The sequence below is a fragment of the Micromonospora sp. WMMA2032 genome (genome assembly GCF_002688545.1).
Taxonomy (GTDB): domain Bacteria; phylum Actinomycetota; class Actinomycetes; order Mycobacteriales; family Micromonosporaceae; genus Micromonospora; species Micromonospora sediminicola.
Genome location: NZ_CP024052.1, coordinates 938,079 through 965,077, shown reverse-complemented (window position 1 = coordinate 965,077; position 26,999 = coordinate 938,079). Strand labels below are relative to the sequence as shown.

Genomic DNA, 26,999 nt, shown 5'->3' with positions numbered 1-26,999 from the left:
TGAGCCAAGGGTCAGCCGTCGATCCGGGTGATGTTGCGGATCTTGTTGGCCGCGTCCAGCGCCGCCACCTTGTACGCCTCGGCCAGCGTCGGGTAGTTGAACACCGCGTCGAGCAGGTAGTCGACGGTGCCGCCGCAACCCATCACGGCCTGCCCGATGTGGACGACCTCGGTGGCGCCGGTGCCGAACACGTGCACCCCGAGCAGCCGCCCGTCCTCCGGCGAGACGAGCAGCTTCAACATGCCGTACGAGTCGCCGACGATCTGCCCCCGGGCCAGTTCCCGGTAGCGGGCGATGCCGACCTCGAACGGGGTGGACGTCTCGGTCAGCTCGTCCTCGGTCCGCCCGACGAAGCTGATCTCGGGAATGGTGTAGATGCCGATCGGTTGCAGCTCCGACATGGTGCGGGACGGTTCGCCGCAGGCGTGCTGCGCGGCCAGCCGGCCCTGCTCCATCGAGGTGGACGCGAGCGCCGGGAAGCCGATCACGTCACCGACGGCGTAGATGGTGTCGACCGCGGTGCGGTAGTTGGCGTCGACCTGGATGCGGCCCCGGTGGTCGGCGGTGAGACCGGCCGCCTCCAGCGCCAGGTCGTCGGTCTGCCCCTGCCGTCCGGCGGAGTACATCACCGTGTCGGCCACGATCTTCTTGCCGCTGCGCAGGACGCAGAGCGCGGCGGTGCGGTGCTTCTCCACCGCGGCCACCTCCTCGCCGAAGCGGAAGGTCACCGACAGGTCGCGCAGGTGGTACTTGAGCGACTCGACGATCTCCTCGTCGCAGAAGTCGAGCATCCGCTCGCGGCGTTCCACCACCGTCACCTTGGTGCCGAGCGCGGCGAACAGCGAGGCGTACTCCATCCCGATCACGCCGGCGCCGACCACGACCATGCTGCGGGGCACGGCCTGGAGGTTGATGACGCCGTCGGAGTCGACGATCGTCCGGTCGTCGAAGTCGACGCTCTCCGGGCGGGCCGGCCGGGTGCCGGCGGCGATGACCGCCTTGTCGAAGCTGACCCGGGTCTCCCGGCCCGAGCCGGCGTCGACCCAGACCGCGTGCGGGTCGGCGAACCGGCCCGTGCCGGTGATCATCGCGACCCGGTTGCGGGCCAGTTGGTCGCGGATGACGTCGGTCTGCCGGGTGATCACGTGCTGGGTGCGGGCGGCCAGGTCGGCGACGGTGATGTCCTCCTTGACCCGGTAGCTGCTGCCGTAGAGGTCACGCTGGCTGAGCCCGGTCAGGTAGAGGACGGCCTCGCGCAGCGTCTTGGACGGCACGGTGCCGGTGTTGATGCAGACGCCGCCGAGCATGTCGCGGCGGTCGACGATGGCGACCCGCCGGCCCAGCTTGGCCGCGGCGATCGCCGCCTTCTGTCCACTCGGTCCTGAGCCCAGCACCAGCAGGTCGTAGTCGTACACGACTGCCAGCGTCGCAGGATGTCCGGCCGGGCGCCAGCCGGCAACGCCCCCACGGAAGTGGATCACTGCCGTATGGTGCGCTGATGCGCCGCCCCGTACCCCTGATCCTGCTCCTCGGACCGCTGCTCGTCGCCGGGTGCACCACCGATTCCGCCGCCCCGGCCGCGACCCCGTCCGCCCTCGCCGCCACGCCGAGCCCGACCGTCGCCGCCGTCGACTACGCCGCCTGGGAGGCCGGGCGTTCCACCCCGGTGGCCGACCCGGTCTATCCCGCCCGGGGCACCGACGCGGTGGACGTCCTGCACTACGACCTGGCCCTGGAGTGGGCCCCGTCGACCACCACCCTCACCGGCACCGCCACCCTGCGGATCCGGCCGGTGAAGGACGCGTCGAACCTGGTCCTCGACTTCATGCCCTACCAGCTCGACGGCGTGACGCTGGACGGCGCGACGGTCCCCGGGACGGTGGCGAAGGAGAAGCTGACCGTGTCCGCCCCGGTGGTCGCGGACAAGCCGGTGACGTTGGTGGTGACCTACCACGGCCGGCCGCGGACGACGCCGATGCCGTCGCACCGCAAGGACACCGAGGCCCTGGGTCTCACCCTCACCAAGGAGGGCGGCCTCTGGACCATGCAGGAGCCGTTCGGCGCGTTCACCTGGTACCCGGCGAACGACCAGCCGTCCGACGAGGCGCTCTACGACATCCGGGTGACCGTGCCGGCGGGCTGGTCCGCGATCGCCAGCGGCACCCCCGCGGGGCAGTCCGGCACCACGTTCACCTACCGCAGCACCGATCCGGTGGCGACCTACCTGACCACGCTCGCGGTCGGGAAGTACCAGAAGCTGACCGCCACGGGCCCGCGCGGCGTGCCGCTGACCTTCTGGTACCGCAAGGGCGCCGACGACAAGCTGCTGCCGTACCTGAAGAAGTCCCCGCAGTACCTGGCGTGGCTGGAGAAGAAGTTCGGCCCGTACCCGTTCCCCTCCGGCGGCGTCGTGGTGGTGGACTCGGCGTCGGGCATGGAGACCCAGCAGATGATCACGATGGGCCGCAAGATCGAGAACACCACGGCCCGCCGCGACCGCTGGGGCAGCGACCTGCTGCACGAGTACACCCACCAGTGGTTCGGCAACTCCGTCACGCCGACCACCTGGACCGACCTGTGGTTGAACGAGGGCTGGGCGAAGTACGCCCAGGACCTCTACACCCAGGAGACGCTGAAGCTCAGCGAGGCCAGCCTGGACCGGTACCTGCGCGAGGGCGACGCCGTCCTGCGCAAGAAGCTCGGTCCGCCCGGCCGGCCCGACCCGAAGCGGTTCGCCGAGGGCAACGTCTACCTCTGCCCGGCGGCCATGCTCCGCGAGATCCACCGCGAGCTGGGCGACAAGGCGTTCTTCGCCCTGGCCCGCGCCTGGGTGCAGGACCAGCGCAACACCCAGCAGGACCGGGCGTCGTTCATCGCCTTCGTCAACAAGCAGACCGGCCGCGACTTCACCGCGCTCGTCAACGCCTGGCTGGACTCGAAGACCACGCCGAAGAAGATCGCCGTCGGCTGACCTCCGCGCGCGGGGCCCCGTCGTGTCGACGGGGCCCCGCGTCGCGTCTCAGCGGCCCTGCAGCGCGCGGACGTTGTCGCCGAACGTCCAGCCCTTCGAGCCGTCCCAGTTGATCGACCAGGTCATCAGCCCCTTGAGCCGGCCCTGGTAGGTGTTCCACGCCTGGCCCACCAGGGTCGGGCTCAGGTAGCCGCCGCCGGCGCCGGTCTGCGCGGGCAGCCCGGGGACCTGCCGGTCCAGCGGCACCCGGATGGTGGTGCCCTGCACGACCAGGCCGGCGTCGAGGCAGTTGGTCTGGGCCACGAAGCCGGCCACGGTGCCGGCCGGGTACGAGTCGCCGGCGCAGCCGTACATCGAGCCGTTGTAGTACTGCATGTTCAGCCACCAGAGCCGGCCGTTGTCCGCGTACTTCTTCACGATCGGCAGGTACGCGCCCCAGATCGAGCCGTAGGTGACGCTGCCGCCGGTGACGTACGCGGTCTCCGGCGCCATGGTGAGCCCGAAGCCGGCCGGCATCTGGGCCAGCACCCCGTCGATGATCCGGATCAGGTTGGCCTGCGAGGGCGAGAGCTGGGTGATGGTCCCGCTGCCGGTCAGCCCGGTCTCGATGTCGATGTCGATGCCGTCGAAGTTGTGGCGCTTGAGGATCGGCACGACGGTGGCGACGAACCGGTCGGCGACCGCGGCGGAGCTGAGGTCGATGCCGGCGGCGGCCCCGCCGATGGACAGCAGCACGGTCAGCCCGGCGGCCTTGGCCTGGCACACCTGCGCCGGGGTGGGCACCTTCACCCCGGCGTCCATGCCGTCCTCCCAGAGCACGGTGCCGTCGGCGCGGATCACCGGGAACGCCGTGGTCACCACGTTGTAGCCGTGCCCCGGGATCCGGGAGTCGGTGATCGGGATCCAGCCGAGCCCGGGGTGCACGCCGTTGGCCGCGCCGTCCCAGTTCTCCCAGTAGCCCTGCAGCACCTTGCCGGTCGGTCGGGACTTCAGCGCGCAGGTGTCCCCGCCCGGCGTGGTCGGGCTGGGCGTGGCGGTCGGCGTGGGCGTGGGGGTCGGCGTCCGGGTGGGGGAGGGGGAGGCCGTGGGCGTGGGCGACGGCGGTCGCGTGGTGGGACTGGGTGACGGGGTGCCGCCGGTGCAGGCGCCGAGATCGGTCCAGAGCGCCGGCACCGCGGCCGGGGTCCAGCCGGCGCCGACCGGCGGGGTGTGCGTCACCAGCGCCTGGTAGAGCCGTCCGCCGTAGCTGGCCCGGCTGCCGGCGGTCCAGGTGACGCCCTCGGCCCAGGCCGGCGCGTCGCACGCCACCAGCGCGCTGCGGGTGCCGGTGGGCGTGGCGCCGGCGGTGGCCGGCAGGGCGGCGGCGAGCAGCGCGACGCCACCGAGTAGCGCGGTCATCCCGCGTCCGAGTCGCATGACATACCTCCTCATCGATGCGCCGGAGGCTAGCAGTTAACTTTGTTAAATGTAAATGCGCAGTAGTCTGTCACCACTTGGTTCACGGCGTGAATGCAGGTCGCCGGCGGGCGGCCGGGGGAAGGACGGCGGCGGACGTGGACGCCAGACGCACCACGGTGCGCGACATGCGCCGGGCCAACCGGTCGGTCCTGCTCACCCGGATCTGGCTGGACGGCCCGCTCAGCCGGCACGAGCTGGGCCAGTCGACCGCGCTGAGCCTGGCCAGCGTGAGCAACCTGGTCGGCGAGATGATCGCCGAAGGGCTGGTCGAGGAGGCCGGTTCGGTCGAGTCCGACGGCGGCCGTCCCCGGGTGCTGCTGCGCGTCGCCCCCGGCTACGGCTACCTGGTCGGCGCCGACGTGGGCGAGACCCGGGTGCAGGTCGAGCTGTTCGACCTGGCGATGACCGCGCTGGCCAAGGCCGAGTACCCGATCGCCGCCGCCGAACCCGACCCGCGGCAGGTCGCCACGCACCTGCTGCACGGCCTCGCCGCGGTGACCGAACAGGCCGGCGTCGACCCGGCCGCGGTGCTCGGCTTCGGAGTCGCCGTGGCCGGCACGGTCGAGCGCACCGCCGACGCCGTGGTGCACGCGCAGACCCTCGGCTGGGACGGCGTCCCGCTCGGCGCGATGCTGCGCGCCGGCACGGACGTGCCGGTGCACGTCGACAACGGCGCCAAGACGCTCGGCCAGGCCGAGATGTGGTTCGGCGCCGGCCGGGGCGTCCGGCACGCGGTGATCGCCCTGGTCGGTTCCGGCGTGGGCGCCTGCGTGGTCGCCGACGGCGTCGGCTACCGCGGCGCGCACAGCAGCGCCGGCGAGTGGGGCCACACCACCATCGTGTACGGGGGACGCCGCTGCCGGTGCGGCAACCTCGGCTGCCTCGAGGCGTACGTCGGGGCGGAGGGGGTGCTCGACCGGTTCCGCCAGGCCAACCGGGGTCGCCCGGCCGCCGGCGGCGACGAGGAGACCGCCTTCGGCGAGCTGCTGCGGGCTACCGGCCGCACCGCCGCGACGGTGATCGACGAGACGGTCGGCTACCTCGGCGCCGGGGTGGCGAACCTGGTCAACCTGTTCAACCCGGAGCGGGTGGTGCTCGGCGGCTGGGCCGGGCTGGCACTGGGCGAGCGGCACCTGCCGGCGATCCGCGAGGCCACCGCGCGGCACGCGCTGCGCCAGCCGTACGCCCAGACCTCGATCGAGCTGTGCCGGCTCGGGCCGGACGCGGTCGCGATGGGCGCGGCCACCCTGCCGATGGCCCGGCTGCTGCGCGAGGGCGGCGTGCCCCGCGAGCCGGCGGTCCGCCCGGCCCGGGTCACGCGGGGCCGCTGAGCGGCCGGGCCGGCATCGCCGCTGAGCGGCCGGGTCGGCATCGCCGCGGTGCGGCCGGGTCGGCATCGCCGCCGAGCGGCCGGGCCGGCAATCGCCGCCGGCCCGGCCGCTCGGGTCAGGACGGCAGCGTCCACTTCTGGTTGGCGCCGCCGGTGCAGCTCCAGATCTGCGTCTTCGCGCCGTCGGCGGAGGTGTTGCCGGTGACGTCGAGGCACCTGTTGGCCTGCGGGTTGACCAGGTCCCGGCCGGCGGTCCAGGTCCACTGCTGCGCGGCGCTGCCGTTGCAGGTCCACAGCTGCACCCGGGTGCCGTCGGCGGTGCCCCCGCCGGCCACGTCCAGGCACTTGCCGAGCGCGCGCAGCGTGCCGTCGGCGGCGCGGGTCCACTGCTGGTTGGCCCCGCCGAAGCAGCCCCAGATCTGCACCGGGGTGCCGTCGGCGCTGGCGTTGTCGGTCACGTCCAGGCACTTGCCGCCGATGCCGGTGACCAGGCCGGTCGCCGACCCGCCGCCACCGGACTGCGTGCCGGACCAGGTGAACGTGGCGGTGGTGCGGGCCGGCAGCGTGTAGGTGAACGACTGGCCGCCCCACACCACGCGCACCGACTGCGCCGACGTGCCGCCGTTGTGCGCGAGCAGCGCCTTGGAGCCGTCCGGGTTGCGGTAGGCGACGTTCGGGACGGTGCCGTTGGCGGTGGAGTCGATCCGGGTCGCGCCGGGCCGGACGAACTTGGTCAGGTGCCCGGTGGTGTAGTACTCGATGGTGTAGTCGACCTGGCCGGCCCGCGCGCCGCCCTCCTGCACCGTGATCAGGCCGGTGCAGGTGCCGCAGCCGCCGTTGTGCGGGCCCATGTTCTGGTTGACCGCCAGGCTCCACTTGACCACGCTGCGGCTCCAGTTCCGCGCGTAGGTGACGATGTCGGCCATGTCCTCGTTGTGCTGGTTGGTGATCCAGGTGCCGCCGGAGTGCTCGGTGCTGAACTGCGGTACCGCCGGATACTGGCCGCGTACCTGGCTGCCGACCGCCGGGTCACCGAAGTAGCCGTGCCAGGCGATGCCGCCGAAGAGCGGGTCGGTCCGTACCGCGCTGTCGGCCAGCAGCCCGGAGCCGGTGGTGCCGTAGTCGCCGTAGTTCCAGTCGTGCACCAGCACCTTGGTGGTGATCCCGGCGGCCCGGAACGCCGGGTAGACGAAGTTCTTGGTCAGCTCGGCCAGGCCGGAGGCGTTCCAGCTCATGCCGGGGTAGTCCATCGCGGTGGGGTTGCCGGCCTGGCAGCAGTTCGGCTCGTTCTGCACCGACAGGTAGTCGACGGTGACGCCGCGCGCCGCGTACGCCTGGATCGTGCGGACCAGGTACTGCGCGTAGGTGGCGTAGTGCTCCCACTTCAGCCAGCCCATCTGGTCCATCCGGCCGTTGTCCTTCATCCAGCCGGGCGCGCTCCACGGCACCACCATCACCCGCAGCGCCGGGTTGAGCTGCCGGGCCTGCGCGGTCAGCAGCTCGACGTTCGTGTCGTACCCGTTGGCGCCGAAGTCGCCGAGGTCGCAGCAGGTGTCGTCGAGCGAGACGTGGCCGGGGCGGGACAGGTCGGACGCGCCGATCGGGTTGCGTACGAAGGACAGCCCGATGCCGTCGGTGGGGCTGAACAGCTTGCGCATCACCGCGTCCCGGGTGGCCGCGCTGACCGGCCCGCCGCGCAGCAGGTAGGCGGTGGTGTCGGTGATGGACGCCCCGGCGCCCTCGAAGGGCTGGTAGCGGGTGTTCTCGTCGACGGTGACGGTGTGCGTGGCGCCGGGGCTGGTGGCGGCGAAGGCCAGCGGGCTCTGCTGTTGCAGACCCCGGGTGACCGTCCGACCGCCGGAGTCGGAGGTGGTGGTGAGCCAGACGTCGACCCGTTCGCCGGCGGCGTGCGCGGGGGCGGCGGGGACGGCGGTGGCGAGGCCGGCGGTGAGGCAGAGCGTCAGGGCGACGCGGCCGGCGAGACGTGCGACGGTGGTGGGAGACACGGATGCTCCTTCCGGATCAATCGACATCCGCGAATGAGAAAACCGTTCGCACCGGCTTATGTCAAGACATGAAAAAAGCGGTCCGACCTGCCTCCGGACGCGTCGGGGCGGCCGCCCGGGACATCTCCCGCGCGACCGCCCGCGGTGGTCGGCTCAGCGCTGCCCGCGCACCCGCCGGACCGTGTCGCGATACCACAGCGCGCTGCGCTTCGGGGTGCGGCGCTGCGTCTCGTAGTCCACCCGGACGATGCCGAACCGCTTGTCGTACCCGTACGCCCACTCGAAGTTGTCCAGCAGCGACCAGGCGAAGTAGCCGCGCAGGTCCGCGCCCGCCTGCCGGGCCCGGGCCACCGCCCGCAGGTGCTCGGTCAGGTAGTCGACCCGGTCGTCGTCGGCCACGAAACCCTCCGCGTCCGGCTTGTCGTCGAACGCCGCCCCGTTCTCGGTGATCACCATGGGCACGCCCGGATAGTCGCGGTGCAGCCGCACCAGCAGGTCGGTGAACGACTCCGGCACGATCTCCCAGTCCATCGCCGTGCGCGGCAGGTCCCGGCGGACCACCCGGCGCACCGGCCGGCCGTCGTCGTCGCGCTCCCGGCCCTGCTCGTCCACCCCGGAGTGCAGCTGCCCGAAGTAGTAGTTCACCCCGAGCACGTCGATCGGGGTGGCGATGACCTCCAGGTCGCCGTCCTGCACCGGGATCCGCACCCCCTCGGCGGCCAGGTCGGCCACCACGTCCTGCGGGTACTCCCCGCGCAGCACCGGGTCCAGGTAGAGCCGGTTGCCCAACCCGTCCGCCGCCCGCGCGGCGTCCCGGTCGGCCGCGCTGTCGGTCGCCGGGTCGGCCGTCGACAGGTTCACGGTCAGGCCCAGCTCGATCGGCGACTGCGCCGCCGCCCGCAGCCGCCGCGTCGCCAGCCCGTGCCCGAGCAGCAGGTGGTGCGCGGCGGCGATGCCGTCGCCCAGGTTCCGCCGGCCGGGGGCGTGGTCGCCGTAGGCGTAGCCGAGCATGGCCGAGCACCACGGCTCGTTCAGCGTGGTCCAGGTGCGGACCCGGTCGCCGAGCGCGGCGAAGACCAGCTCCGCGTAGTCGGCGAACCGGTGGGCGGTGTCCCGGTTCGGCCAGCCGCCGGCGTCCTCCAGATCCTGCGGCAGGTCCCAGTGGTAGAGCGTCACCCACGGGTCGACGCCGCGGCCGAGCAGCTCGTCCACCAGCCGATCGTAGAAGGCCAGCCCGGCCGGGTTGGCCGGACCGCGCCCGCCCGGCTGCACCCGCGGCCAGGCCACCGAGAACCGGTAGGTGTCCAGCCCCAGGTCGGCGATGAGCGCGACGTCCTCGGGCATCCGGTGGTAGTGGTCGCAGGCCACGTCGCCGTGGTCGCCGTTGGCCACCGCCCCGGGGACCCGGCAGAAGGTGTCCCAGATCGACGGAGTGCGGCCGTCCTCGGCCACCGCCCCCTCGATCTGGTACGACGACGTCGCCACCCCCCACCGGAAGCTCGGCGGCAGCGTGTCGATCGGGTCGACCTGTTCGACGCGGGGACGGGTGAGGTCGGTGTCCATGGTTCTCCTCGCGGGTAGCGGGTGGGCTCGGGCGGGTCAGCGGGACAGGGGCGCGACGGCCGGGTGCAGCCAGCACGCGACAGCCCGGGTCGGGTCGTCGACGCCGGGCGGGCCCAGCACCGGCAGGCGTTCGTCGCACGGGTCGAAGGCCTTCGGGCAGCGGGGGTGGAACGCGCACCCCGACGGCATGGCGCGCAGGTCCGGCGGGGAGCCGGGGATGCCGGTCAGCTCTCGCCGCGGCCCGCGCAGCGCCGGGAACGAGTGCAGCAACCCCTCGGTGTACGGGTGCAGCGGCTCGGCGTACAGCCGGGCGGCGGGCGCCTCCTCCACGATCCGGCCGCCGTACATGATGGCGATCCGGTCGGAGAACTCCACCAGCAGCGACAGGTCGTGGGTGATGAACAGCACCGCGAAGCCCAGCCGGTCGCGCAGCTCGGCGAGCTGGCCGAGGATCTGCCGCTGCATCACCACGTCCAACGCGGTGGTCGGCTCGTCCATGATGACCACCTGCGGCTCCAACGCCAGCGCCATGGCGATCATGACGCGCTGCCGCATGCCGCCGGAGAGCTGGTGCGGGTAGCTGTCCAGCCGGTCGGCGGAGATGCCGACCAGGCGCAGCAGCTCCTTCGCGCGGGCCAGCCGGCTCGCCGCGGTGCTCTTCGGCTCGTGCGCCCGGATCACGTCGAGCAGTTGGGTGGAGACCTTGTGCACCGGGTTCAGCGAGTTCATCGCGCCCTGGAACACGATCGACGTCTCCGCCCACCGGAACTCGCGCAGCCGGGCCGGGCTGAGCGTCAGCACGTCCACCGGCGGTCCGTCGGCCGGGTGGTAGACGACCTGGCCGCCGCTGACCACGCCCGGCGGGGGGAGCAGCCGGGTCAGCCCGTACGCCAGGGTGGACTTGCCGCTGCCGCTCTCCCCGGCCAGGCCGAGCACCTCACCCCGGTGCAGCGTCAGGTCGACGTCGCGGACCGCCCGCACCGCCTCCGCGCCGACGCCGTAGTCGACGCAGAGCCCCCGGATCTCCAGCACCTTGTCGTTCATGAGGTCCCCTCTCGGGTGGTGTCCGGCACGTCGGCCGACCGTTGCATCGGCACGGGAGCCGGCCGCGGGGCCAGCACCGGCGTGAAGCCGACGCGCATCCGGACCGTGCGGCCGTCGGCGGTGCGGATCCGGGTCCGGCCGCCGGTGCGCAGGCGAGGGCTGACGAACTCGTCGATGCCGAAGTTGATCAGCGCGAGCGCGGTGCCGAGCAGCGCGATGGCCAGCCCGGCCGGCACGAACCACCACCACGCGCCCTGGGCGAGCGCCTGCTGGCCCTGCGCCCAGAACAGGATGGTGCCCCAGTTCCAGGAGCTGACCGACGAGATGCCGATGAACGCCAGGGTGATCTCCGACATCACCGCGAAGATCACGGTGCCGACGAAGCCGGAGGCGATGATCGCGGTCAGGTTGGGCAGGATCTCGAACCCGATGATCCGCCAGGTCCGTTCGCCGGTGGCCCGGGCCGCCTCGACGTAGTCGCGGCGGCGCAACGACAGCGTCTGGGCGCGCAGCACCCGGGCGCCCCACGCCCACGAGGTGAGCCCGATGATCATCGCGACCAGCAGTTCACCGGCCTGGTCGACCAGCGACGCCACGATGATGATCAGTGGCAGCGCGGGGATCACCAGGAACACGTTGGACAGCGCGGACAGGCTCTCGTCGGCCGCGCCGCCCAGGTAGCCGGCGGTCACGCCGATGAGGACGGACAGGATCGTGGCCAGCACGCCGGCGATCAGGCCCACCACGACCACGCTGCGCGCGCCGACCAGGATCTGGCTGAAGATGTCCTGCCCGAGGTGGGTGGTGCCGAACCAGTGCCGGGCCGAGGGCGCCTGGAGCACGTCGGCGCTGCGCGCGTCCGGGTCGTACGGCGCGATCCACGGCCCGATCACGGCCAGCAGCGCGTACACCCCGAGGATGGCCAGGCCGGTGGCGGCCTTGGCGTTGGCGACGAAGCGGAACCGGCGTCGTCGGGCCCGGGCCGACGGCTGCGTCATCGCCCCCTGGCCGGGGATGACCTGCTCGATGCTCGACGGGGAAAGTGTCATCGCTCAGCTCTTTCGGGTCCGCGGGTCGAGGAGCAGGTACGCGACGTCGGCGAGCAGGTTCGCCACCAGCACCGAGATGGTGATGATGAGGAAGATGCCCTGCATGAGCGGGTAGTCCTTGCTGCCGACGGCCTGGAAGAGCTGGAACCCCAGGCCCGGGTAGGAGAAGACGATCTCCACGAGCAGCGTGCCGCCGACGATGAAGCCCAGCGACAGCGCGAAGCCGGAGACGTTGGGCAGCAGCGCGTTGCGGGCGGCGTAGCTGAGCGCCACCCGGCGCTCGGAGAGGCCCTTGGCGTGCGCGACGGTGATGTAGTCCTCGCTGGAGACGGTGACCATCATGTTGCGCATGCTGAGGATCCAGCCGCTCATCGAGGAGACCAGGATGGTCGCCGCGGGCAGGATGCTGTGCTGCAGTGCGCTGGGGATGAAGTACGCGTCGAACGCCGGCACCAGGCCCGGCTCGTAGCCGCCGGAGGAGGGGAAGAAGCTGCCCGGGCCGGCGAACAGCGCGATCGCCACCAGGCCCAGCCAGAAGTAGGGGATCGAGGAGAGGAACGTGGTGGCCGGCAGCAGCCCGTCGATCCACGAGCCGCGCCGCCAGCCGGCGCCCACGCCGAGCGCGGTGCCGAGCAGGAAGCTGACGATGGTGGTGACGCCGACCAGGCCGACGGTCCACGGCAGGCTGTTCCCGATCACCTCGGACACCGGCGCCGGGAAGAACGTGAACGACAGCCCCAGGTCGCCGCGCAGGAGTTGGCCCCAGTAGGCGACGTACTGCTCCCACAGGTTGCGGTCGGAGTCCAGCCCGAACAGCACCCGCAGCGAGGCGATCGCGTCGGCGCTGATCCGGCCCTGGTTGCGGGAGATCAGCGACTGCACCGGATCGCCCGGCACCATCCGGGGGATGAAGAAGTTGAGCGTGATCGCCGCCCACGCGGTGAACAGGTAGAAGGCCACCCGTTGCAGCAGGAACCTCATCGGGTCGCCTCCTCGGCCACGCCGTTCTCCGCCGCGACGGTGGCCGGGTCGAACAGCCAGCACGCCGCCCAGTGCCCGGGGTGGTCGTCGACCGGGATCGCCGGCGGCAGCTCGCTGGTGCACCGCGCCATGGCGTGCGGGCAGCGCGGGTGGAACCGGCAGCCGGCGGGCGGGTGGATCAGGCTGGGCGGCTCGCCGTGTCCGCGCTCGCCGGCCCCGGTGGCGTCGGCGCCCGCGCCGGTGATCCGTTCCGGGTCCGGCGCGGAGTCGGTCAACAACCGGGTGTACGGGTGGGCCGGCCGCTGGGTGACCGTCTCGCTGTCGCCGCCCTCGACCATTCGTCCCGCGTACATGACGATCGTCTCGTCGGCGAAGTAGCGGGCCGAGGCGATGTCGTGGGTGATGTAGAGGATGGCCAGGTCGAGCCGGTCCTTGAGGTCCTGCAACAGGTTGAGCACGCCCAGGCGGATCGACACGTCCAGCATCGACACCGGCTCGTCGGCGAGCAGCACCTCGGGGTTCGCGCCGAGCGCCCGGGCGATGGCGACGCGTTGGCGCTGGCCGCCGGACAGCTCGTGCGGGAACGCGTCGAGGTAGCGTTCCGGCGGGGTGAGGCTGACCCTGGTGAGCAGGTCGGCCAGCGCCTTCTCCAGCCCGTCCGGGCCGGTGCCCGCGTTGCCGTGGATGCGCAGCGAGCGGGTGAGGTGGTAGCGGACCGTGTGCACGGGGTTCAGCGAGGCGAACGGGTCCTGCAGGATCAGCTGCACCCGGCGCACGTAGGCGCGGAACGGGCGGCCGCCGCGGACCCGGGTCGACGTGCCGTGCAGCCGGATGTCGCCGGCGGTGCGCGGGTAGAGCTGGGCCAGCAGCCGGGCCACCGTGGACTTGCCGGAGCCGGACTCGCCGACCAGCGCGGTCACCCGCCCACGGCGCAGCGCGATGGACACGTCGTCGACGGCGTGCACCACCGTCGGGGTCCGGGAGAGGAGACTGCGCAACCGCCGGCGGACGGGGAAGTGCTTGGTCAGGCCGACGGCCTCCAGCACCACCTCGTCGACCGGCGCCGGGGCGCTCTCGGTCGTCGTCATGCCGCATTCCTGTCTGGGGTTGCCGGGTCGGGGGCGGGGCCCGCCTCCCCGGCCGGTCGTCCCGGCCGGGGAGGCGGCGCCGGGTCAGCCGGCGGCCGGCTTGAGGTGCAGCACCACGTCCAGCGCGTTGGGCTGGGTGGGCTGGAGCGCGCCGTACGGGTTCGCGTCGTCCGGCCAGCCGGTCCAGTTCTTCGTGCTGTACGCGCCGCCGATGTTGTCCGCGCCGACCGGGATCATCGGCACCTGCTCCACGAAGATCTTCTGGAGCGTGGCCAGGGCGGTGGTGCGGGTGGCGTCGTCGGTCGCGTTGGCGTACGACACCAGCGCGTCGGTGGCCTCCTTGCTCTGGAACCGACCGAAGTTGCCCGCCGGCGAGGCGGTGCCGATCGGCTTGAGCACCCGGCCGTCCATGATCGTCCGGTAGATGTCGTACGGCGTCGCGCCGCTCTCGGTCCACCGGAACGTGGCCTCGAAGTTGCCCTGCTCGACGTTGCGGAACCAGGCGTCCTGGTTGGCCTTGTCGATGGTCGCCGCGATGCCGATCTTGGACAGGTTGTCCTTCACGATCTCCAGGCTGGTCTGGTAGTCGGACCAGCCGGCCGGGTCGGTCAGCTTGATCGTGACCGGCTTGCCGCCCTTGTCCTTCAGCGTGGTGCCGTCGAGCTTGTAGCCGGCGCCGGTGAGCAGCGCCTTGGCGCCCTCGACGTCGACCTTGTGCTCCTGGCCCTTGTACTCCGCGGCGATGAAGGAGTCGCCGGCCGGGCTGGGCAGACCGGTCACGCTCTTCACCTCGGGGTGGAAGTACGCGGCCTCGGCGGTGGTGAAGATGTCCGCGCGGTCGACGACCATGTTCATCGCCTTGCGCAGCGTCGGGTCGTCGAACGGCTTCTTCGTGGTGTTCAGGTAGAGGCCGTGGATGCCCAGCACCGGCGGCGCCCACACCTTGTGGTTCTTCTGGTCCTTGGCCACGAAGACGGCCTGGTAGTTGGGGATGAAGACGAAGCTCCACTCCGACTCGCCGTTGGCCAGCGCCGTGGTCTGCGCGCTGTTGTCGGTGTATGAGGTGAAGCGCAGCTCCTTCACCTTCGGCGCGTCCTGCCAGTAGCCGCTGTCGCGCACCGTGAGCGTCGTCGTCGCCGGGGTGAACGACTTCAACGTGTACGGCCCGCTGCCGACCGGCTGCTTCACCGGGTCGGTCGTCGGGTCGCTGATCTTCTCCCAGAGGTGCTTGGGCACGATCGGCACCCGCCACAGCACCTTCTGCTGGTTGACGAACTGCGGGCTGGACATGGAGATGGTGACCTCGTTGCCGCTCGCGGTCGCGTCCGTGTACGGCACGCCCTGGTCGTTGAGCGCCGGGAACTTCTTGACGAGGTTGTAGGTGAAGGCGACGTCCTCGGCCGTGACCTTCTGCCCGTCGGACCAGGTGGCGTTGTCGCGGACGGTCACCTTGACCGACTTGTAGTCCGCCGACCACTCGGCCTTGGTGGCCAGCCAGGGCTTGAACGGCTCGGCCGGCTTGACCGGGTTCCACATCATCAGCGGCTCGTAGATCTGCCAGCGGTAGCCCAGCGACGCGGCGGCCGAGGTGGTGAGGAACGGGTTGTTGTTCTCGGCCTGCGGACCGTTGGGCATGCCGACGTTGAGCACGGTCGCGGCCTGGCCGCTCTTCTTGTTCGCGTTGGGGCTGTCGCCGCACGCGGCGACGGTGGTGGTGACCATCGCGCCGGCCAGCGCGACGGCGAGGAGTTGCCGTCTTCTCATGGAGGTCTCCCTCGGTGGTCCCGCATTCCTCGGGCGGGATGTGGTGGATGGAGGGTGTGCGGTGGTGCCACCGGCGGGCGTGCGCCCGCCGGCGTGGTCGCCGGGATCCGGCGGGGTGGGGTCAGGTGACGCGGGTGGAGGCGCGGGCGGCGAAGCCGGTCGGGATGACGGTCGGGGTGTCCGGCAGCGGCGTGCCGGTGAGGTGGGCGATGAGGAGCCGGGCGGCGGCGGCGCCCATCTCCCGCAGCGGCTGGTGCACCGAGCTGAGCGGGGGATGGGTGTGCCCGGCCAGCGGCAGGTCGTCGAAGCCGACCACCGCGACGTCCTGCGGGACGCGCCGGCCGGCGTCGCGCAGCGCCTGCAGCGCGCCGGCGGCGGAGAGGTCGTTGTGGGCGAAGACCGCGTCGAACGCCACCCCCTGGGCGAGCAGCCGCCGCACCGCCTCGCGTCCGCACTCGAAGGTGAAGTCGCCCTCCACCACCCGTTCCGGCCCGATCGGTACGCCGGCGGCGGCGTAGCCGTCGGCGAACCCGGCGAGCCGTTCGCGGGTGCAGCCGAAGCGGCGCAGGCCGGTGATGACCAGCGGTCGTCGGCGTCCGAGCGACAGCAGGTGCGCGGCGGCGGCCCGCGCGCCGTCCTCGTTGGTGGTCCGCACCGACGGGAAGCCGGGCTGGTGCCCGCGGTCGTCGATGAGGATGACCGGCAGACCGCGACGGTGCAGGTCGGTGATGTAGTCCAGGGTGCCCTCGGGCTCGACCACGAGCAGCCCGTCGAAGGACTTCGCGGAGACCTGCGAGGCGAAGCGCCGCATCGACTCGTCACCGCGGGTGCAGGTGAACAGCAGCATCCCGTAGCCCTCGGCCTCGACCGCCTCGGCCGCGCCCTGGAGCACCTCGCCCATCCAGGGCCAGGTCAGCGCCGGCACCAGCATGCCGACCACCCGGGTACGCCCGCGGGCCAGGCCGACCGCCCGGGCGCTCGGCACGTACCCGAGGTCGCTGATCACGGCCCGGACCCGGTCGGCGGTGCGGATGTGCACCTCGCCCTTGCCGTTGAGCACCCGGGAGACCGTCGTCTTGCTCACCCCGGCGCGGGTGGCGACGTCGGCGATGGTGATCGGCACGTGACGCTCCCGGGTCGCAGGGATGAGCGGGGTGTTTCGGAACCGGTTGCGGAAGCGGTTCCGTGGCAGTCAACCGAAGTGGCGCCGGTCACGTCAATAACAGCCAGGTAACAAACCATGGCTAAGTTCGACACCTGAAAAAAGTGGCCGGGCAGCGGATGTGTCGATCACGGCGATGAGCAGCGTCGATGCGCCTTCGGGCTCGACCCATCCGTCCTCTGTGGATGGACCTCAGGTTCGCGCGTACACGTCGCCGGAGTTGGCGTCGTGCGGCAACGCGCGCAGGTGTGCCGCCACCTCGGCCGCCGGGCGCCAGCCGGGCAGGTCGAAGGCCATCTCGTCACCGAGCGCCACGGTGAACCGGGTGAAACCGAGCGCGGTCAGCCGGTCCAGGCAGTCGGCGGCCAGGTCCCGCGCGATGGTCGTGAACTCGAACGACAGCGCCGGCACCGGACGGCTCAGGCCGGCCAGCACCGCGTCCTCGAACCCCTCCACGTCGATCTTCACGAACGCCGGCACGCCGTACGCCCCGATCAGCGCGTCCAACGTGGTGCCGTCCACCTCGATCTCGTCGTCCCAGGTCTCGTCCCGCCAGCCGGCGGCCTGAGCGGCGGCCCGGACGAAGCCGGGGGAGGCGGTGGAGACCGTCGGGTTCGTGGAGTTGACGTGCAGCCGTACCGGCCCGGTGGCGGCGCCGCACGCGGCCTGCACCACGGTCACCGCCGGATCGTCGGCGTGAAGGGCACGCAGCGCGCGGGCGCACAGCGGCTGCGGCTCCACCGCCACCACCCGCGCGCCGAGCCGGCGGAAGCTGCCCAGTCGGTCGCCGACGTGCGCGCCGACGTCGAAGACCAGGTCACCGGCCTGGACCAGGGGCGCGTAGAACGCATCCAGCGCCGCGTCACGGGCCAGGTCGCCGTGGTAGAACTCCAGCGACCGGCGCAGGCCGGCCATCGCCGGATCCGCCTTGAGCGCCTCGACGACCCTGTCCCGACCCTCCATGTCACCGACGGTAGCCACCCCGCCGGTTCCGCGAGCCAGTTTCGGACCGCGACTCACCCCAGCCTCCTAGGACGCTCCACAGGGTGTGTCGGCATCGACCGTGACGTCGACGCGATCCGCAGCCTCTACGCACCTGGACGCCCCGGCGCCCGGACGACTCGGCTCCGCACCGAATCCGCCGCCGGGCCTGGGGGGTCTTCCGCGAGGACGGCGTTGCGGTCGACCGCGGTGACGACGCCCGGCGGGCGACCGCCGGAGGCAGGGCGGAAGGGAGAGTGTGCCGGACACCGCCTGTCGAGCTGATATCGCGGACGACTCAGCCGGCGGCCGGCCGGCGGGCCCGGCCGGGGCGGACCACTCCACTGCCGTGCTGCCGGTCTCGCCTGACGCCCCTTCGCCCAGCCCGTGGGGGCGGACCGGCCGGGCAGGCGACCGGACGCGGACCAGACACCGGACCGGGCGGTGTCTGGTGGGCATACCCTCCTGTGCCGCCCATCGTGGGGTGCGGCCGGCGTGGGAGGCGTCGAGGATCGACCGGCCGGCGACGGAGGCGTCCGAGGGCCGACCGGCCGCCGGCTGAGTCGTCCGCGATATCAGCTCGACAGGCGGCGGGAAGGGGAGTCGCCGGCGGGCCGGGTCAGGGCGTCTCGACGACCTCCTGGCCGAGCGGCCACAGCGCCGCCGGGACCAGCTTGAAGTTGGCCACCCCGAACGGGATGCCGATGATCGTCACGCAGAGCGCGACGCCGGCCAGGATGTGCGACAGGGCGAGCCACCAGCCGGCCAGCACCACCCAGAGCACGTTGGCCAGGCCGGAGGGGAGACCGGCGCCCGGCTTGGACACGAGGGTGCGGCCGAACGGCCACAGCGAGTACGAGGCGAGCCGGAGCGAGGCGACGCCGAACGGGATGGTGACGACGAGCGCGAAGCAGATCAGAGCGGCGACGCCGTAGCCCAGGGCCAGGACGAAGCCGCCACCGAAGACGAGCCACAGCAGGTTCAGCAGGAAGCGGATCACCCCTCCATGGTGCCCGCGGCTCGCAAGCCGCGTCGGGACCGCCGGTCCGCGGCGGCGGCCCTCGCCCCGCGGGTCGGCGGGGCGAGGACCGGCACCGGTCAGCCCGACGTCACCAGCGCCGCGACGGCGTAGGCGGTGGCCGGATGCGTGGCGACAAGGGTGGACGCGGCGTCGACCGGCGGGGCTGCGCCGGCGGGGGAGTGCCACGGCGCGTCGCATCCGAGCAGCGCGGCCACCGCGTCCACGGCCTCCGGGTGGTCGCTCAGCAGGTCGTGCACGGCGTCGGCCTCGACGGCGGTCGTCGGCGCCGCCGGCGGCGTGGGCCCGGTGGACCACGGAGGTGTCCAGGCGTCCAGCGCGGGCAGCGTGGCGGGGAAGGTGCGTTCCGCCTCGCGGACCAGCAGCGGCACCAGTTCGGCGCCGTGCTCGCGCAGCGTGGTGACCAGGGTGGGCAGCCAGGGCAGCAGCACCGGGTCGGGCAGCCCGGCGAACGCGGCCGACATGGTCTCCACGACGAACGGCGCCAGCCCGGGCACCGGTTCGAGCGCGTGCACGAAGCCCGACAGGTACTGCGGGAACGCGTGCACCACCAGCGGGTTGGCCAGCAGCTCGGCGCAGCGTTCGCGCAGCTGCGCCAGGGGTAGCAGGCCGAGCTGGTGGTGGGCGGCCCAGAGCAGCGCCACCTTGGCCGGCGTCTCGGGATGGGCCTGGGCGACGGCCAGCTCGAGCTGGGACCGGTCGCACCCGAGGGACAGGGCGAGGCTCTCCATGCCGAACAGGAAGCCGAGCATCGCGCCGACCTGCCGGACGCCGGTCGCGTCGTCGACGAACGCGGTGGGCAGCAACGTGCAGTAGTGGGCGTACCCGGTGGTGACGAACGCCTGGCACCAGGCCGGCAGCGCGGGCGCGCTGGTGCGGTGGTGGGCGAGCAGCCGGCGGATGCGGCGCAGCACCTCGGGCGCGTCGTCCACGGTGCGTTCGGCGGCGAGCAGCTCGACCGCCCGGGTGCCGAGTTCGTCGACCAGGCGGGGGCTGTCGAGCAGGCGGATCGCGTCCTCGACGGCGGCGAGCGCGCCGGCGGCGGTGGCGTCCGGCCGACGGACCGCCCGGCGCAGCCGTTGCTCCAGCACCTGCTCGACCGTGACGCCCTCGTAGCCGAGTTCGATGAGGGCGCGTTGGTTGCGGCCGAGGGCGAGGTCCCAGCTCTCCTGGGCGGAGCGGTGGCCGAGGCGGCGCTCGCCCATGATCGGGCGGACGGCGTCGACGGGCAGCAGATGACGCAGCATCCACAGCAGGTCGGAGCAGGGTTCCAGCTCCGGGTCGGCGCGCAGGTCGAGCAGGGCCCGTTGCACGGTGCGCCGTTCCAGGTCGAGGCCGAGTGGGCGGAGCCGGTCCAGGACGTCGCGCGCCAGGGGCGGGAGGGAGTCGTATCCGACCTGGCCGATCCGGTCGCCGCCGAGCAGGATCTCGCAGAGGCGGCGGACGTCGCGCCGGCCGGGCACCACGTCCTTCTCGATGCAGGTGACCGCGGCGTCGGCGAAGTCGTAGGGCGTCGGTCGGGCGCGGTTGCGCAGGTTGGCCAGCAGGATCGACGTCTCGAACACGGCGATCGCGTCGGCGGTGCTGGCGAGGTAGCCGTTGCGGCGGGCGAGCCGGACGATGTCGACGCACCAGCCGCGCAGCTCCGCCTCGTCCAGCCCGTCGAGCGTGGGCGGGGCGGCGAGGAAGCCGGTGAGCCGGTCGGTGCTCGTCTCCGGCGCGGCGGTGGCGGGGGCGGTGCGGGCGCGCCGGCCCTTCTTCCCGGTCTGCTGCCCGGCCAGCCGGTACGGCGTGAGCCGGGTCCGGGCCACCGCGGTGGCCCAGTTCGCGGCGGCGATGGAGACGGTGCCCGGGGCGAGGCCGAACTGCGCCTCGATCGCCGAGTGGCTGGACGGGATGAGCCCGTAGCGCCAGCGGGTGCCGGTGCGGGGGCTGATCGCGAAGTCGGGTGCGGTGGAGTCGAGCCCGAACTGCTCGACGTGGCTGGCGGCGTGGAACGCGCCGCAGACGTAGAGGCAGTCGGCCGGGTCGGCGCCGGTGGCGGCGAGGTGCTGGCGCATCCGCGTCCACATGTGCCGCTCGCGGTCCTCGTCGCGGTCGTCGCGGGCGGACGCGGTGGGGCGCAGCCGCCGGAACAGGCTGCCGATGAGCACCATCACCTGCCGGTAGGTGTCGTGGTCGGCGTCGGCGAGCGGCCGTTCGACGTACTGGTCCCACCACTCCGACCAGTGCCGCACCTTGCCGTGGTGCAGCAGGTGGGCCTCCAGTTCGGCGAACCGGGGGCGAAGGTCGCCGATCTCCACCCCGACCGCGTCGCCGTGCAGCGCGGTGTCCTCGTCGGGCGTCGCTGCCGCGTCGGGGCCGTCGGGGCGCGGGGTCCACTGGAAGACGTGGTCGGTGGAGCGGTCGACCAGCACCAGTTCCACGCCGGGGGTGTCCAGGGCGTACGCGATGGCCTGGTATTCCGCGGAGGCCTCGGTGATCGGGGCGATGACGCTCAGCGGGCTCCACTCGGCGGGGAAGCCGTCGAGTTCGGTGGCGAACGCCTGCACGGCCACCGGCAGGCGGCAGTTGCGCAGCTCGTCGAGGAGGGGGCGCAGGTCCTCGCAGAGCTCCAGGTAGATCACCTTCGGCGGGCGGGCGCGTAGCCGGCGGGCCATGGCGAGGGCGGAGGCGGGGGAGTGGTGGCAGACCGGGAAGATCTCCAGCCGCTCGCGCAGCGCCCGGTCGACGTCGTCGACCATGCCGGCGAGGATGCCGGCGAGCGCGTCGGGGGAGTCGGCGAAGGCGGCGGCCGCGTCGGTGAGCTGCTCGCGCAGCGCGCCGAACACGCCGGTCGGGGCGGGCGCGGTCACGACAGCGAGGCGATGGCCTGACGGCCGCCGTCGAGGAAACCGGCCCAGTCGCCGCCGTCGTCGGCCTTGGCCCGGGGTTCGACCACGCCGTGCAGGTATTTGTTGAGGATGGCCAGGTCCTCCGGACTGCGGCGGGCCAGCGAGCCCATCAGCGACCCGGCGAGGGTCTGTGCGCGCAGGGTGCGGTCGCCGAAGAACTGGCTGTGCAGGATGGCGTCCTCGAGCACGCCGATCTGCTCGGCGGTGGACAGCGCCGACTCCAGCTTCTCGTCGTCGCTGCTCGCGGCGGTCGCGGCGGCGCGCAGGTCGGCGAAGCTCTGCAGCAGGATGTCGAGCAGCGTGGGCGGCACGTCCAGCTCGATGCGGTGCCGGCGCAGCAGTTCCTCGGTGCGGAAGCGGACGATCTCGGCCTCGCTGCGCTTGTTGGTGACGACCGGGATGCGGACGAAGTTGAACCGGCGCTTGAGGGCGGAGGAGAGGTCGTTGACGCCCCGGTCGCGGCTGTTGGCGGTGGCGATGATCGAAAAGCCGGGCTTGGCGAAGACGATGTTGTCGTGGTCCAGCTCGGGGATGGAGACGTACTTCTCGGACAGGATCGAGATGAGCGCGTCCTGGACGTCGCTGGTGGAGCGGGTCAGCTCCTCGAAACGGCCGATCACGCCCTGTTCCATCGCGGTCATGATCGGCGAGGGGATCATCGAGTCGCGGGACTGGCCGCGGGCGATGACCATGGACACGTTCCAGGAGTATTTGATGTGGTCCTCGGTCGTGCCGGCGGTGCCCTGCACGACCAGCGTGGAGTTGCGGCAGATGGCGGCGGAGAGCAGCTCGGCGAGCCAGCTCTTGCCGGTGCCGGGGTCGCCGATGAGCAGCAGGCCACGGTCGGAGGCGAGGGTGACGATGCTGCGTTCGACGAAGCTGCGGTCGCCGAACCACTTCTGCGGGATCTCCCGGTCGAGGCCGTCGGCGCGCTCGGAGCCGAGCACGAACAGGCGGACCATGCGCGGGCTCAGCCGCCAGGAGAACGGCTTCGTCCCGGTGTCGACCGATTCCAGGTAGGCCAGCTCGTCGGCGTACTTGACCTCGGCGGGGGCGCGGAGCATGTCGGACATCAGGGGTGCTCTCCTAGGTGAGGAAGTTCTTCAGCTCGGTGACGAGCTTGCGGATGTGGCCGGAGATGACGGGGGTGCCGAGGTCCTTGAAGCGCTGCCGGAACCAGGGGTTGACGCTCTGGTGGCCGGAGCTGTTGACGGAGCCGACCGGGATGAACTTCACCCCGGAGCGGTGCACCGCCTCGATGCCGTCGAACAGCGGTTGGGACCTGTCGAACTCGTAGAAGTCGGAGATCCACACCAGCACGGTGTTGCGCGGCTCGACGATCTTCGGGCGGGCCAGGGCCATGGCGACCGGGCCGTCGTTGCCGCCGCCGAGGTTGGTGCGCAGCAGCACCTCGAACGGGTCGTGCACCCAGGGGGTGAGGTCCAGCGCCCGGGTGTCGTACGCGATCAGGTGCACGTCGACCTTGGGCAGCCCGGCGAAGATGGAGGCGAGGATGGTGCAGTTGACCATGGAGTCGACCATCGAGCCGGACTGGTCGACCACCACGATGAGCCGGGCCGGGGTGGTCCGCCGGGCGGTCTGCCGGTAGTAGAGCCGGTCGACGTAGAGGCGCTCGTCGTCCGGGCTCCAGTTGGTCAGGTTCTGCCAGATCGTGCGGTCCAGGTCGAGGTTGCGGAAGACCCGCTTGGGTGGCACCGACCGGTCGACCGTGCCGACGGTGGCCTGCGCGACCTGGGTGCGCAGCACCTCGGCGACCTGGTCGACGTAGCGGCGGATCAACGACTTGGCGTTGGCCAGCGCCACCCCCGACAGGTTCGACTTGTCGCGCAGCAGCTGCTCGATCAGCGACATGCTCGGGGTGAGCCGGGCGGCCAACGTCGGGTCGGCGAGCACCTCGCGCAGCCGCATCCGGCCGACCAGGTCGCCCTCGATGCCGGCGAGGGTGGCCCCGAGGCCGGCGCCGCCGCGACGCAGCTCGCCGGCGTCGACGCCGCAGGCCTGCTCGAACCAGCCGGCGTCGGCCTGCCAGCGGGCGAGCTGCCCGGCGCTGACCTCCCCGGAGCCGGTGGCGAACACGTTGAGCAGGAGCTTGGACACCAGCGCGGCGCGGCGTACCTCGGTCTCGCCGGGCTGGAACGGCCCGGCGGTGGCCGGGGTGTCGTCGTCGGCGGTGAGCAGGCCGCGCAGTTCGTCGGCGAGCGCCGGGAAGCGCTGCACGAGGGTGTCGACGGAGACGGTGGGGTCCAGCAGCGCGGCGGGCAGGCCGAGGTCGTCGACGACGGCGACGCTCGCCGACTCCAGCCCGGGTTGCTCGTCGGGGTGGAACAGGCGGGCGAGCAGCCGCCAGTAGAGCACCTGGCGGCGGTTGGCGTGGGCGCGGTCGTCGGTCATCGGCGCAGCAACCGTCCCGCGCGTTCGCGCAGCACGGCCACGGCGTCGCCCGCCTTGGCCTCGGCCTTCGCCGTCTTCGGGTCGGTGACGCCGCACGCCCAGTCGCCGTTGTGCGCCTCGACGGTCTGCCGTTTCACGGTGGCCCGCACCGCCAGGGGTTGCAGCAGCCATCGGCCGTCGTCCCAGCGCAGCAGCGCGAGGCAGGCGGTGGAGGCGGCGACCAGCGCCGGGGTGAGCGGCCCGGCGGCCGGCAGCCGGTCGACGGCCACCGCGACCGCGCGGCCGTCGAGGTCGAAGAACAGGCCGCCGTCGTCGTGGCGGGCGGTGTAGCCCTCGACCAGGACCGGTTCGGCGATCGCGGCCGGGTGCCGGGTCAGCGGCGGGGTCGCGGCCGCGGTGGCGCCGGCCAGCAGCACCCGGGCGGCGGCGAACGGGTCGGTCGGGTCGGCGAGTTCGGCCCGCTCGTCGACCCAGCGCAGGTCACCGCCGTGGGCGGGCAGGTCGGTGACGGTCACGGCCCGCCGCTCGGCCAGGGCCTTGAGCAGGATCGGGTACGCCTCGAGCAGCCGCCAGCCGGCCGGCCCGACGATGGTGGCGACCTTCGCCGCGGCCACGGTGACCCGGACCAGGCGGACGTCACCGCCGCCGGCCGGTTCGAGCAGGGCGTGCAGCTGTGCCTGGAACGCGGTGTCGTGCTCGTGCACGTCGACGCCGAGCGGCAGCAGGCGGCCGGAGACGGTCTCCGGGGCAGCGGCCTCGGCGGCGGCGCCGGCGGCGAGCAGGACGGCCCGGGACCACAGGTCGGCCCACCGGCGGGCCGGCACCCGGGGCATGGCGGCCACCGGCGAGCCGGCGCGCAGTTCGGCGGCGAGGCCGTCCAGCAGCACCGCGAGCCGGCGCAGGCCCGGCACGGCGAGCGCGGCCTCCACCGGCGCGGCGGCGCCGGAGACCAGGTCGTGGTCGGCGCCGCGCCAGCCGGCGAGGGCCAGCTCGTGCAGCCAGGCCCGCGCCCCGGCGACGGCGGGCGACGGATCCGGCGCCAGGTCGGGCGCGGCGGCCCAGGGGGCCCGGGAGCGGCCGAGCGCCGCGTCGACCCGGTCGAGCAGCGCGTCGTGCGCCGCGCCGAGCAGCGCCGCGCGGGCGCCGGCGAGGACGGCCAGGTGCGCCTCGGTCGGCGCGCCGGTGGTCGCCGCGCGGACCGCGTCGGCGGTGCGGTCGGCCAGCGGGGTGCCGGCGACCGCGCCGGCCAGCGCGGCCCAGGCGGCGGCGTCCGGCTCGCTCACCCTGGCCAGGCCGCGGGTCAGCGCGTCGTCGACGCCGTCGACCACGGCGAGCGTCTCGGCCAGCCCGGGAACCTCCCCGTCGGTGAGCCGGGCGAGGTGGGCGGCGAGCATCAGCGCACCCCCGCCGTGGCCGGGAACCAGTGCAGCTCCGGCACCGCCGTGGTGCTCGCCGGGACCTCCAGGTAGGCCAGGTGGCGCAGGAAGCGGCTGAACACCACCGCCGCCGGGCCGGGCTCGTGCCGCGCGTCGGTGCGGGCCAGCAGGTCGGTGCCGCTGTCGACGCCGTCGCCGACGTCGACGCGCAGGTAGCGGGCCACCTGCGCGATCCCGTACTGCAGCACGGCCTCGTCGGCCAGCGCGTGCAGGTGCTTGCAGAGCAGGCTGCCGCGCAGCCCGCCGCAGGGCCGGTTGTTGTTGGTGCTGCAGTTGACCGTGTGGCTGCCGGCGGCGACCGAGGAGACGTAGACCCGCTCCACGTCGGAACCGCTGGACACCACCCCCTGCAGCCGGCCGTCGGCCAGCTCCACGAAGGGCACCTTGGCCAGCTTGCGCGCCCGCGCCGGCGGCGCCACCCGCAGCACGCTGCGGTGCCGCCACGAGGCGTCCGTCGCCTCCGTCATCGTTCCCGACCTCCCCGCCGGCGACCGGCTCCGGGCACGCCGGAGGGCCGTCGCCGGCCCGTGACCCGTGCCGCTGTGACGACAAGGATCATGGCCCACCGGTACGACAGGACGACGCGCGGCGCGGCGGTCCGCAACGGGACTACCGCGGCGGCTGCCGGGTAGAGGGCGGGGTGACCGCGTCCGAGCCCGCCCGCCCTTGGCGCCCGGACGGCCGGTGCCCACGGTGACCGGCGTGGCCCCGGCCGCGCGTCGTCACGCCCGGGAGGCGTACGAGCGGCTGCGCCAGTACTTCATCGTGGCCCTCCAGGCCGGGCTGGCGGCGGGCCTTGCCTGGTACGTGGCCAACACGCTGCTGCACAACCCGCAGCCGCTGTTCGCGCCCGCCGCCGCGGTCGGCACCATCGCGGCGGCGATCGGCAACCGGGTGCGCCGCACCGCCGAGCTGCTCGCCGGCGTCGTCCTCGGGGTGCTGGTCGGCGATCTGATCATCGCCCTGATCGGCTCGGGGCCGGTGCAGACCGGGCTGGTGGTCGCGGCGGCCATCTCGGTGGCGGTGATATTCCGGGGCAGCGGGGCGGTGATGGTGCAGGCCGGCAGCACCGCCGTCCTGCTGGGCAGCGTCGAGCCGACCGCGCCGGACTTGGCCGTGCCGCGTACCGCGAACGCGTTGATCGGAGGCGGCATCGCGGTGGTGGTGGCGCTGCTGCTGTTGCCGTTGAACCCGGTGCGGGTGGTGCACCGCGCCGCCGGTCCCACCCTCGACCTGTTCGCCAATCAGCTCACCGCCGCTGCGGAGGCGCTCGCCGCCGGAGACCCGGGGCGGGCGGACGCGGCGTTGCAGCGCCTGCACGCGGCCGAGGCGGAGCGGAAACAGACCACCGAGATCGTGGCCGCTGCCCGGGAGGTGGCGTCGCTGTCGCCGTGGCGGTGGCGGCGGCGGACCCAGCTGCGCCGCTACGAGCACGCCTCCGCGCATCTGGAGTTGGCGTTCACCAACAGCCGCAACATGGTGCGCCGGGTGGTCGCGCTGCTGGACGCCCGGGAGCCGGTGCCGCCGGACCTGCCGACCGCGATCGAGAGGTTCGGGCAGTCGCTGCGGCTGCTGCACCGTGACTTCCTGGCCGGCCGTAACCCGGAGATCGCCCGCGCTCGCGCGCTGGACGCCGCCGCGGCGGCCCGTCGGGCCCGCACCGGGGAACTGGGCTTTTCCGGCACGATCGTGGCGTCGCAGGTTTTCATCGTGGTCAACGAGTTGCTCCAGGCGTCCGGGCTGACCAAGATCGAGGCGGGTCGGGCGGTCGGTGACTGAGCGCCGGCCGGACTCCCACCACGGCCCGAACGACCGTTAAGC

The 26,999-nt window shown here is 73.0% G+C and carries 20 protein-coding genes; 3 read left to right on the top strand and 17 right to left on the bottom strand.

Annotated elements, in window-relative coordinates:
• Positions 1 to 11: 11 nt before the first annotated feature.
• Positions 12 to 1,415 carry a Si-specific NAD(P)(+) transhydrogenase gene (gene sthA, locus CO540_RS04525; protein WP_099161026.1) on the bottom strand — a complete coding sequence of 468 codons (1,404 nt, stop codon included), beginning with the start codon at positions 1,413 to 1,415 and terminating at the stop codon, positions 12 to 14.
• 83 nt (positions 1,416 to 1,498) lie between these two features.
• On the opposite strand from sthA, the gene CO540_RS04520 reads away from it, so the two are divergent.
• On the top strand, positions 1,499 to 2,971 hold the full coding sequence (locus CO540_RS04520) for a M1 family metallopeptidase (RefSeq protein WP_099161025.1): 1,473 nt from the start codon (positions 1,499 to 1,501) through the stop codon (positions 2,969 to 2,971).
• 48 nt (positions 2,972 to 3,019) lie between these two features.
• On the opposite strand, the gene CO540_RS04515 is transcribed toward CO540_RS04520, so the two are convergent.
• Positions 3,020 to 4,387, bottom strand: a complete 1,368-nt coding sequence (locus CO540_RS04515) for a glycosyl hydrolase family 18 protein (RefSeq protein ID WP_099161024.1) — start codon at positions 4,385 to 4,387, stop codon at positions 3,020 to 3,022.
• Positions 4,388 to 4,524: 137 nt separating this feature from the next.
• On the opposite strand from CO540_RS04515, the gene CO540_RS04510 reads away from it, so the two are divergent.
• A complete protein-coding gene (locus CO540_RS04510) occupies positions 4,525 to 5,760 on the top strand; it encodes an ROK family transcriptional regulator (protein WP_091574535.1) in 1,236 nt (411 codons plus the stop codon).
• 115 nt (positions 5,761 to 5,875) lie between these two features.
• On the opposite strand, the gene CO540_RS04505 is transcribed toward CO540_RS04510, so the two are convergent.
• From CO540_RS04505 to CO540_RS04435, 15 genes are all read right to left on the bottom strand, one after another.
• Positions 5,876 to 7,765: a ricin-type beta-trefoil lectin domain protein gene (locus CO540_RS04505; RefSeq protein ID WP_256386031.1), complete on the bottom strand. Its 1,890-nt coding sequence runs from the start codon at positions 7,763 to 7,765 to the stop codon at positions 5,876 to 5,878.
• A gap of 153 nt (positions 7,766 to 7,918) precedes the next feature.
• Positions 7,919 to 9,328, bottom strand: a complete 1,410-nt coding sequence (locus CO540_RS04500; RefSeq protein ID WP_099161022.1) for a GH1 family beta-glucosidase — start codon at positions 9,326 to 9,328, stop codon at positions 7,919 to 7,921.
• A gap of 36 nt (positions 9,329 to 9,364) precedes the next feature.
• A complete protein-coding gene (locus CO540_RS04495) occupies positions 9,365 to 10,372 on the bottom strand; it encodes an ABC transporter ATP-binding protein (protein WP_099161021.1) in 1,008 nt (335 codons plus the stop codon).
• The gene (locus tag CO540_RS04490) at positions 10,369 to 11,421 is read right to left on the bottom strand and encodes an ABC transporter permease (protein WP_099161020.1); all 1,053 of its coding nucleotides are present in this window, start codon (positions 11,419 to 11,421) and stop codon (positions 10,369 to 10,371) included. The genes CO540_RS04495 and CO540_RS04490 overlap by 4 nt, the downstream gene beginning before the upstream one ends.
• Positions 11,422 to 11,424: 3 nt before the next feature.
• Positions 11,425 to 12,402 carry an ABC transporter permease gene (locus CO540_RS04485; protein ID WP_099161019.1) on the bottom strand — a complete coding sequence of 326 codons (978 nt, stop codon included), beginning with the start codon at positions 12,400 to 12,402 and terminating at the stop codon, positions 11,425 to 11,427.
• Entirely contained in the window at positions 12,399 to 13,490 is a 1,092-nt protein-coding gene (locus tag CO540_RS04480; protein ID WP_099161018.1) for an ABC transporter ATP-binding protein, read from the bottom strand. The genes CO540_RS04485 and CO540_RS04480 overlap by 4 nt, the downstream gene beginning before the upstream one ends.
• Positions 13,491 to 13,574: 84 nt before the next feature.
• Positions 13,575 to 15,254 (bottom strand): ABC transporter substrate-binding protein, encoded by a 1,680-nt coding sequence (locus CO540_RS04475; protein ID WP_099161017.1) that lies wholly within the window; start codon positions 15,252 to 15,254, stop codon positions 13,575 to 13,577.
• A gap of 121 nt (positions 15,255 to 15,375) precedes the next feature.
• Entirely contained in the window at positions 15,376 to 16,377 is a 1,002-nt protein-coding gene (locus CO540_RS04470; protein WP_091574512.1) for a LacI family DNA-binding transcriptional regulator, read from the bottom strand.
• Between the two features lie 231 nt (positions 16,378 to 16,608).
• Entirely contained in the window at positions 16,609 to 17,379 is a 771-nt protein-coding gene (locus CO540_RS04465; protein WP_099161016.1) for an FkbM family methyltransferase, read from the bottom strand.
• A gap of 637 nt (positions 17,380 to 18,016) precedes the next feature.
• Positions 18,017 to 18,397, bottom strand: coding sequence for a YccF domain-containing protein (locus CO540_RS04460; RefSeq protein ID WP_098744876.1), 381 nt, complete (start codon positions 18,395 to 18,397; stop codon positions 18,017 to 18,019).
• A 98-nt stretch (positions 18,398 to 18,495) separates the two neighbouring features.
• Positions 18,496 to 21,291, bottom strand: a complete 2,796-nt coding sequence (locus tag CO540_RS04455) for a DUF5682 family protein (RefSeq protein ID WP_099161015.1) — start codon at positions 21,289 to 21,291, stop codon at positions 18,496 to 18,498.
• On the bottom strand, positions 21,288 to 22,403 hold the full coding sequence (locus tag CO540_RS04450) for an AAA family ATPase (protein WP_099161014.1): 1,116 nt from the start codon (positions 22,401 to 22,403) through the stop codon (positions 21,288 to 21,290). The genes CO540_RS04455 and CO540_RS04450 overlap by 4 nt, the downstream gene beginning before the upstream one ends.
• Positions 22,404 to 22,416: 13 nt before the next feature.
• Positions 22,417 to 23,742: a VWA domain-containing protein gene (locus CO540_RS04445; protein ID WP_099161013.1), complete on the bottom strand. Its 1,326-nt coding sequence runs from the start codon at positions 23,740 to 23,742 to the stop codon at positions 22,417 to 22,419.
• A complete protein-coding gene (locus tag CO540_RS04440; RefSeq protein ID WP_099161012.1) occupies positions 23,739 to 25,136 on the bottom strand; it encodes a hypothetical protein in 1,398 nt (465 codons plus the stop codon). The genes CO540_RS04445 and CO540_RS04440 overlap by 4 nt, the downstream gene beginning before the upstream one ends.
• Entirely contained in the window at positions 25,136 to 25,606 is a 471-nt protein-coding gene (locus CO540_RS04435) for a hypothetical protein (RefSeq protein WP_172967982.1), read from the bottom strand. The genes CO540_RS04440 and CO540_RS04435 overlap by 1 nt, the downstream gene beginning before the upstream one ends.
• A 256-nt stretch (positions 25,607 to 25,862) precedes the next feature.
• Between CO540_RS04435 and CO540_RS04430 the strand changes: the two genes are divergently transcribed.
• On the top strand, positions 25,863 to 26,957 hold the full coding sequence (locus CO540_RS04430; RefSeq protein WP_253866455.1) for an aromatic acid exporter family protein: 1,095 nt from the start codon (positions 25,863 to 25,865) through the stop codon (positions 26,955 to 26,957).
• Positions 26,958 to 26,999: the final 42 nt, after the last annotated feature.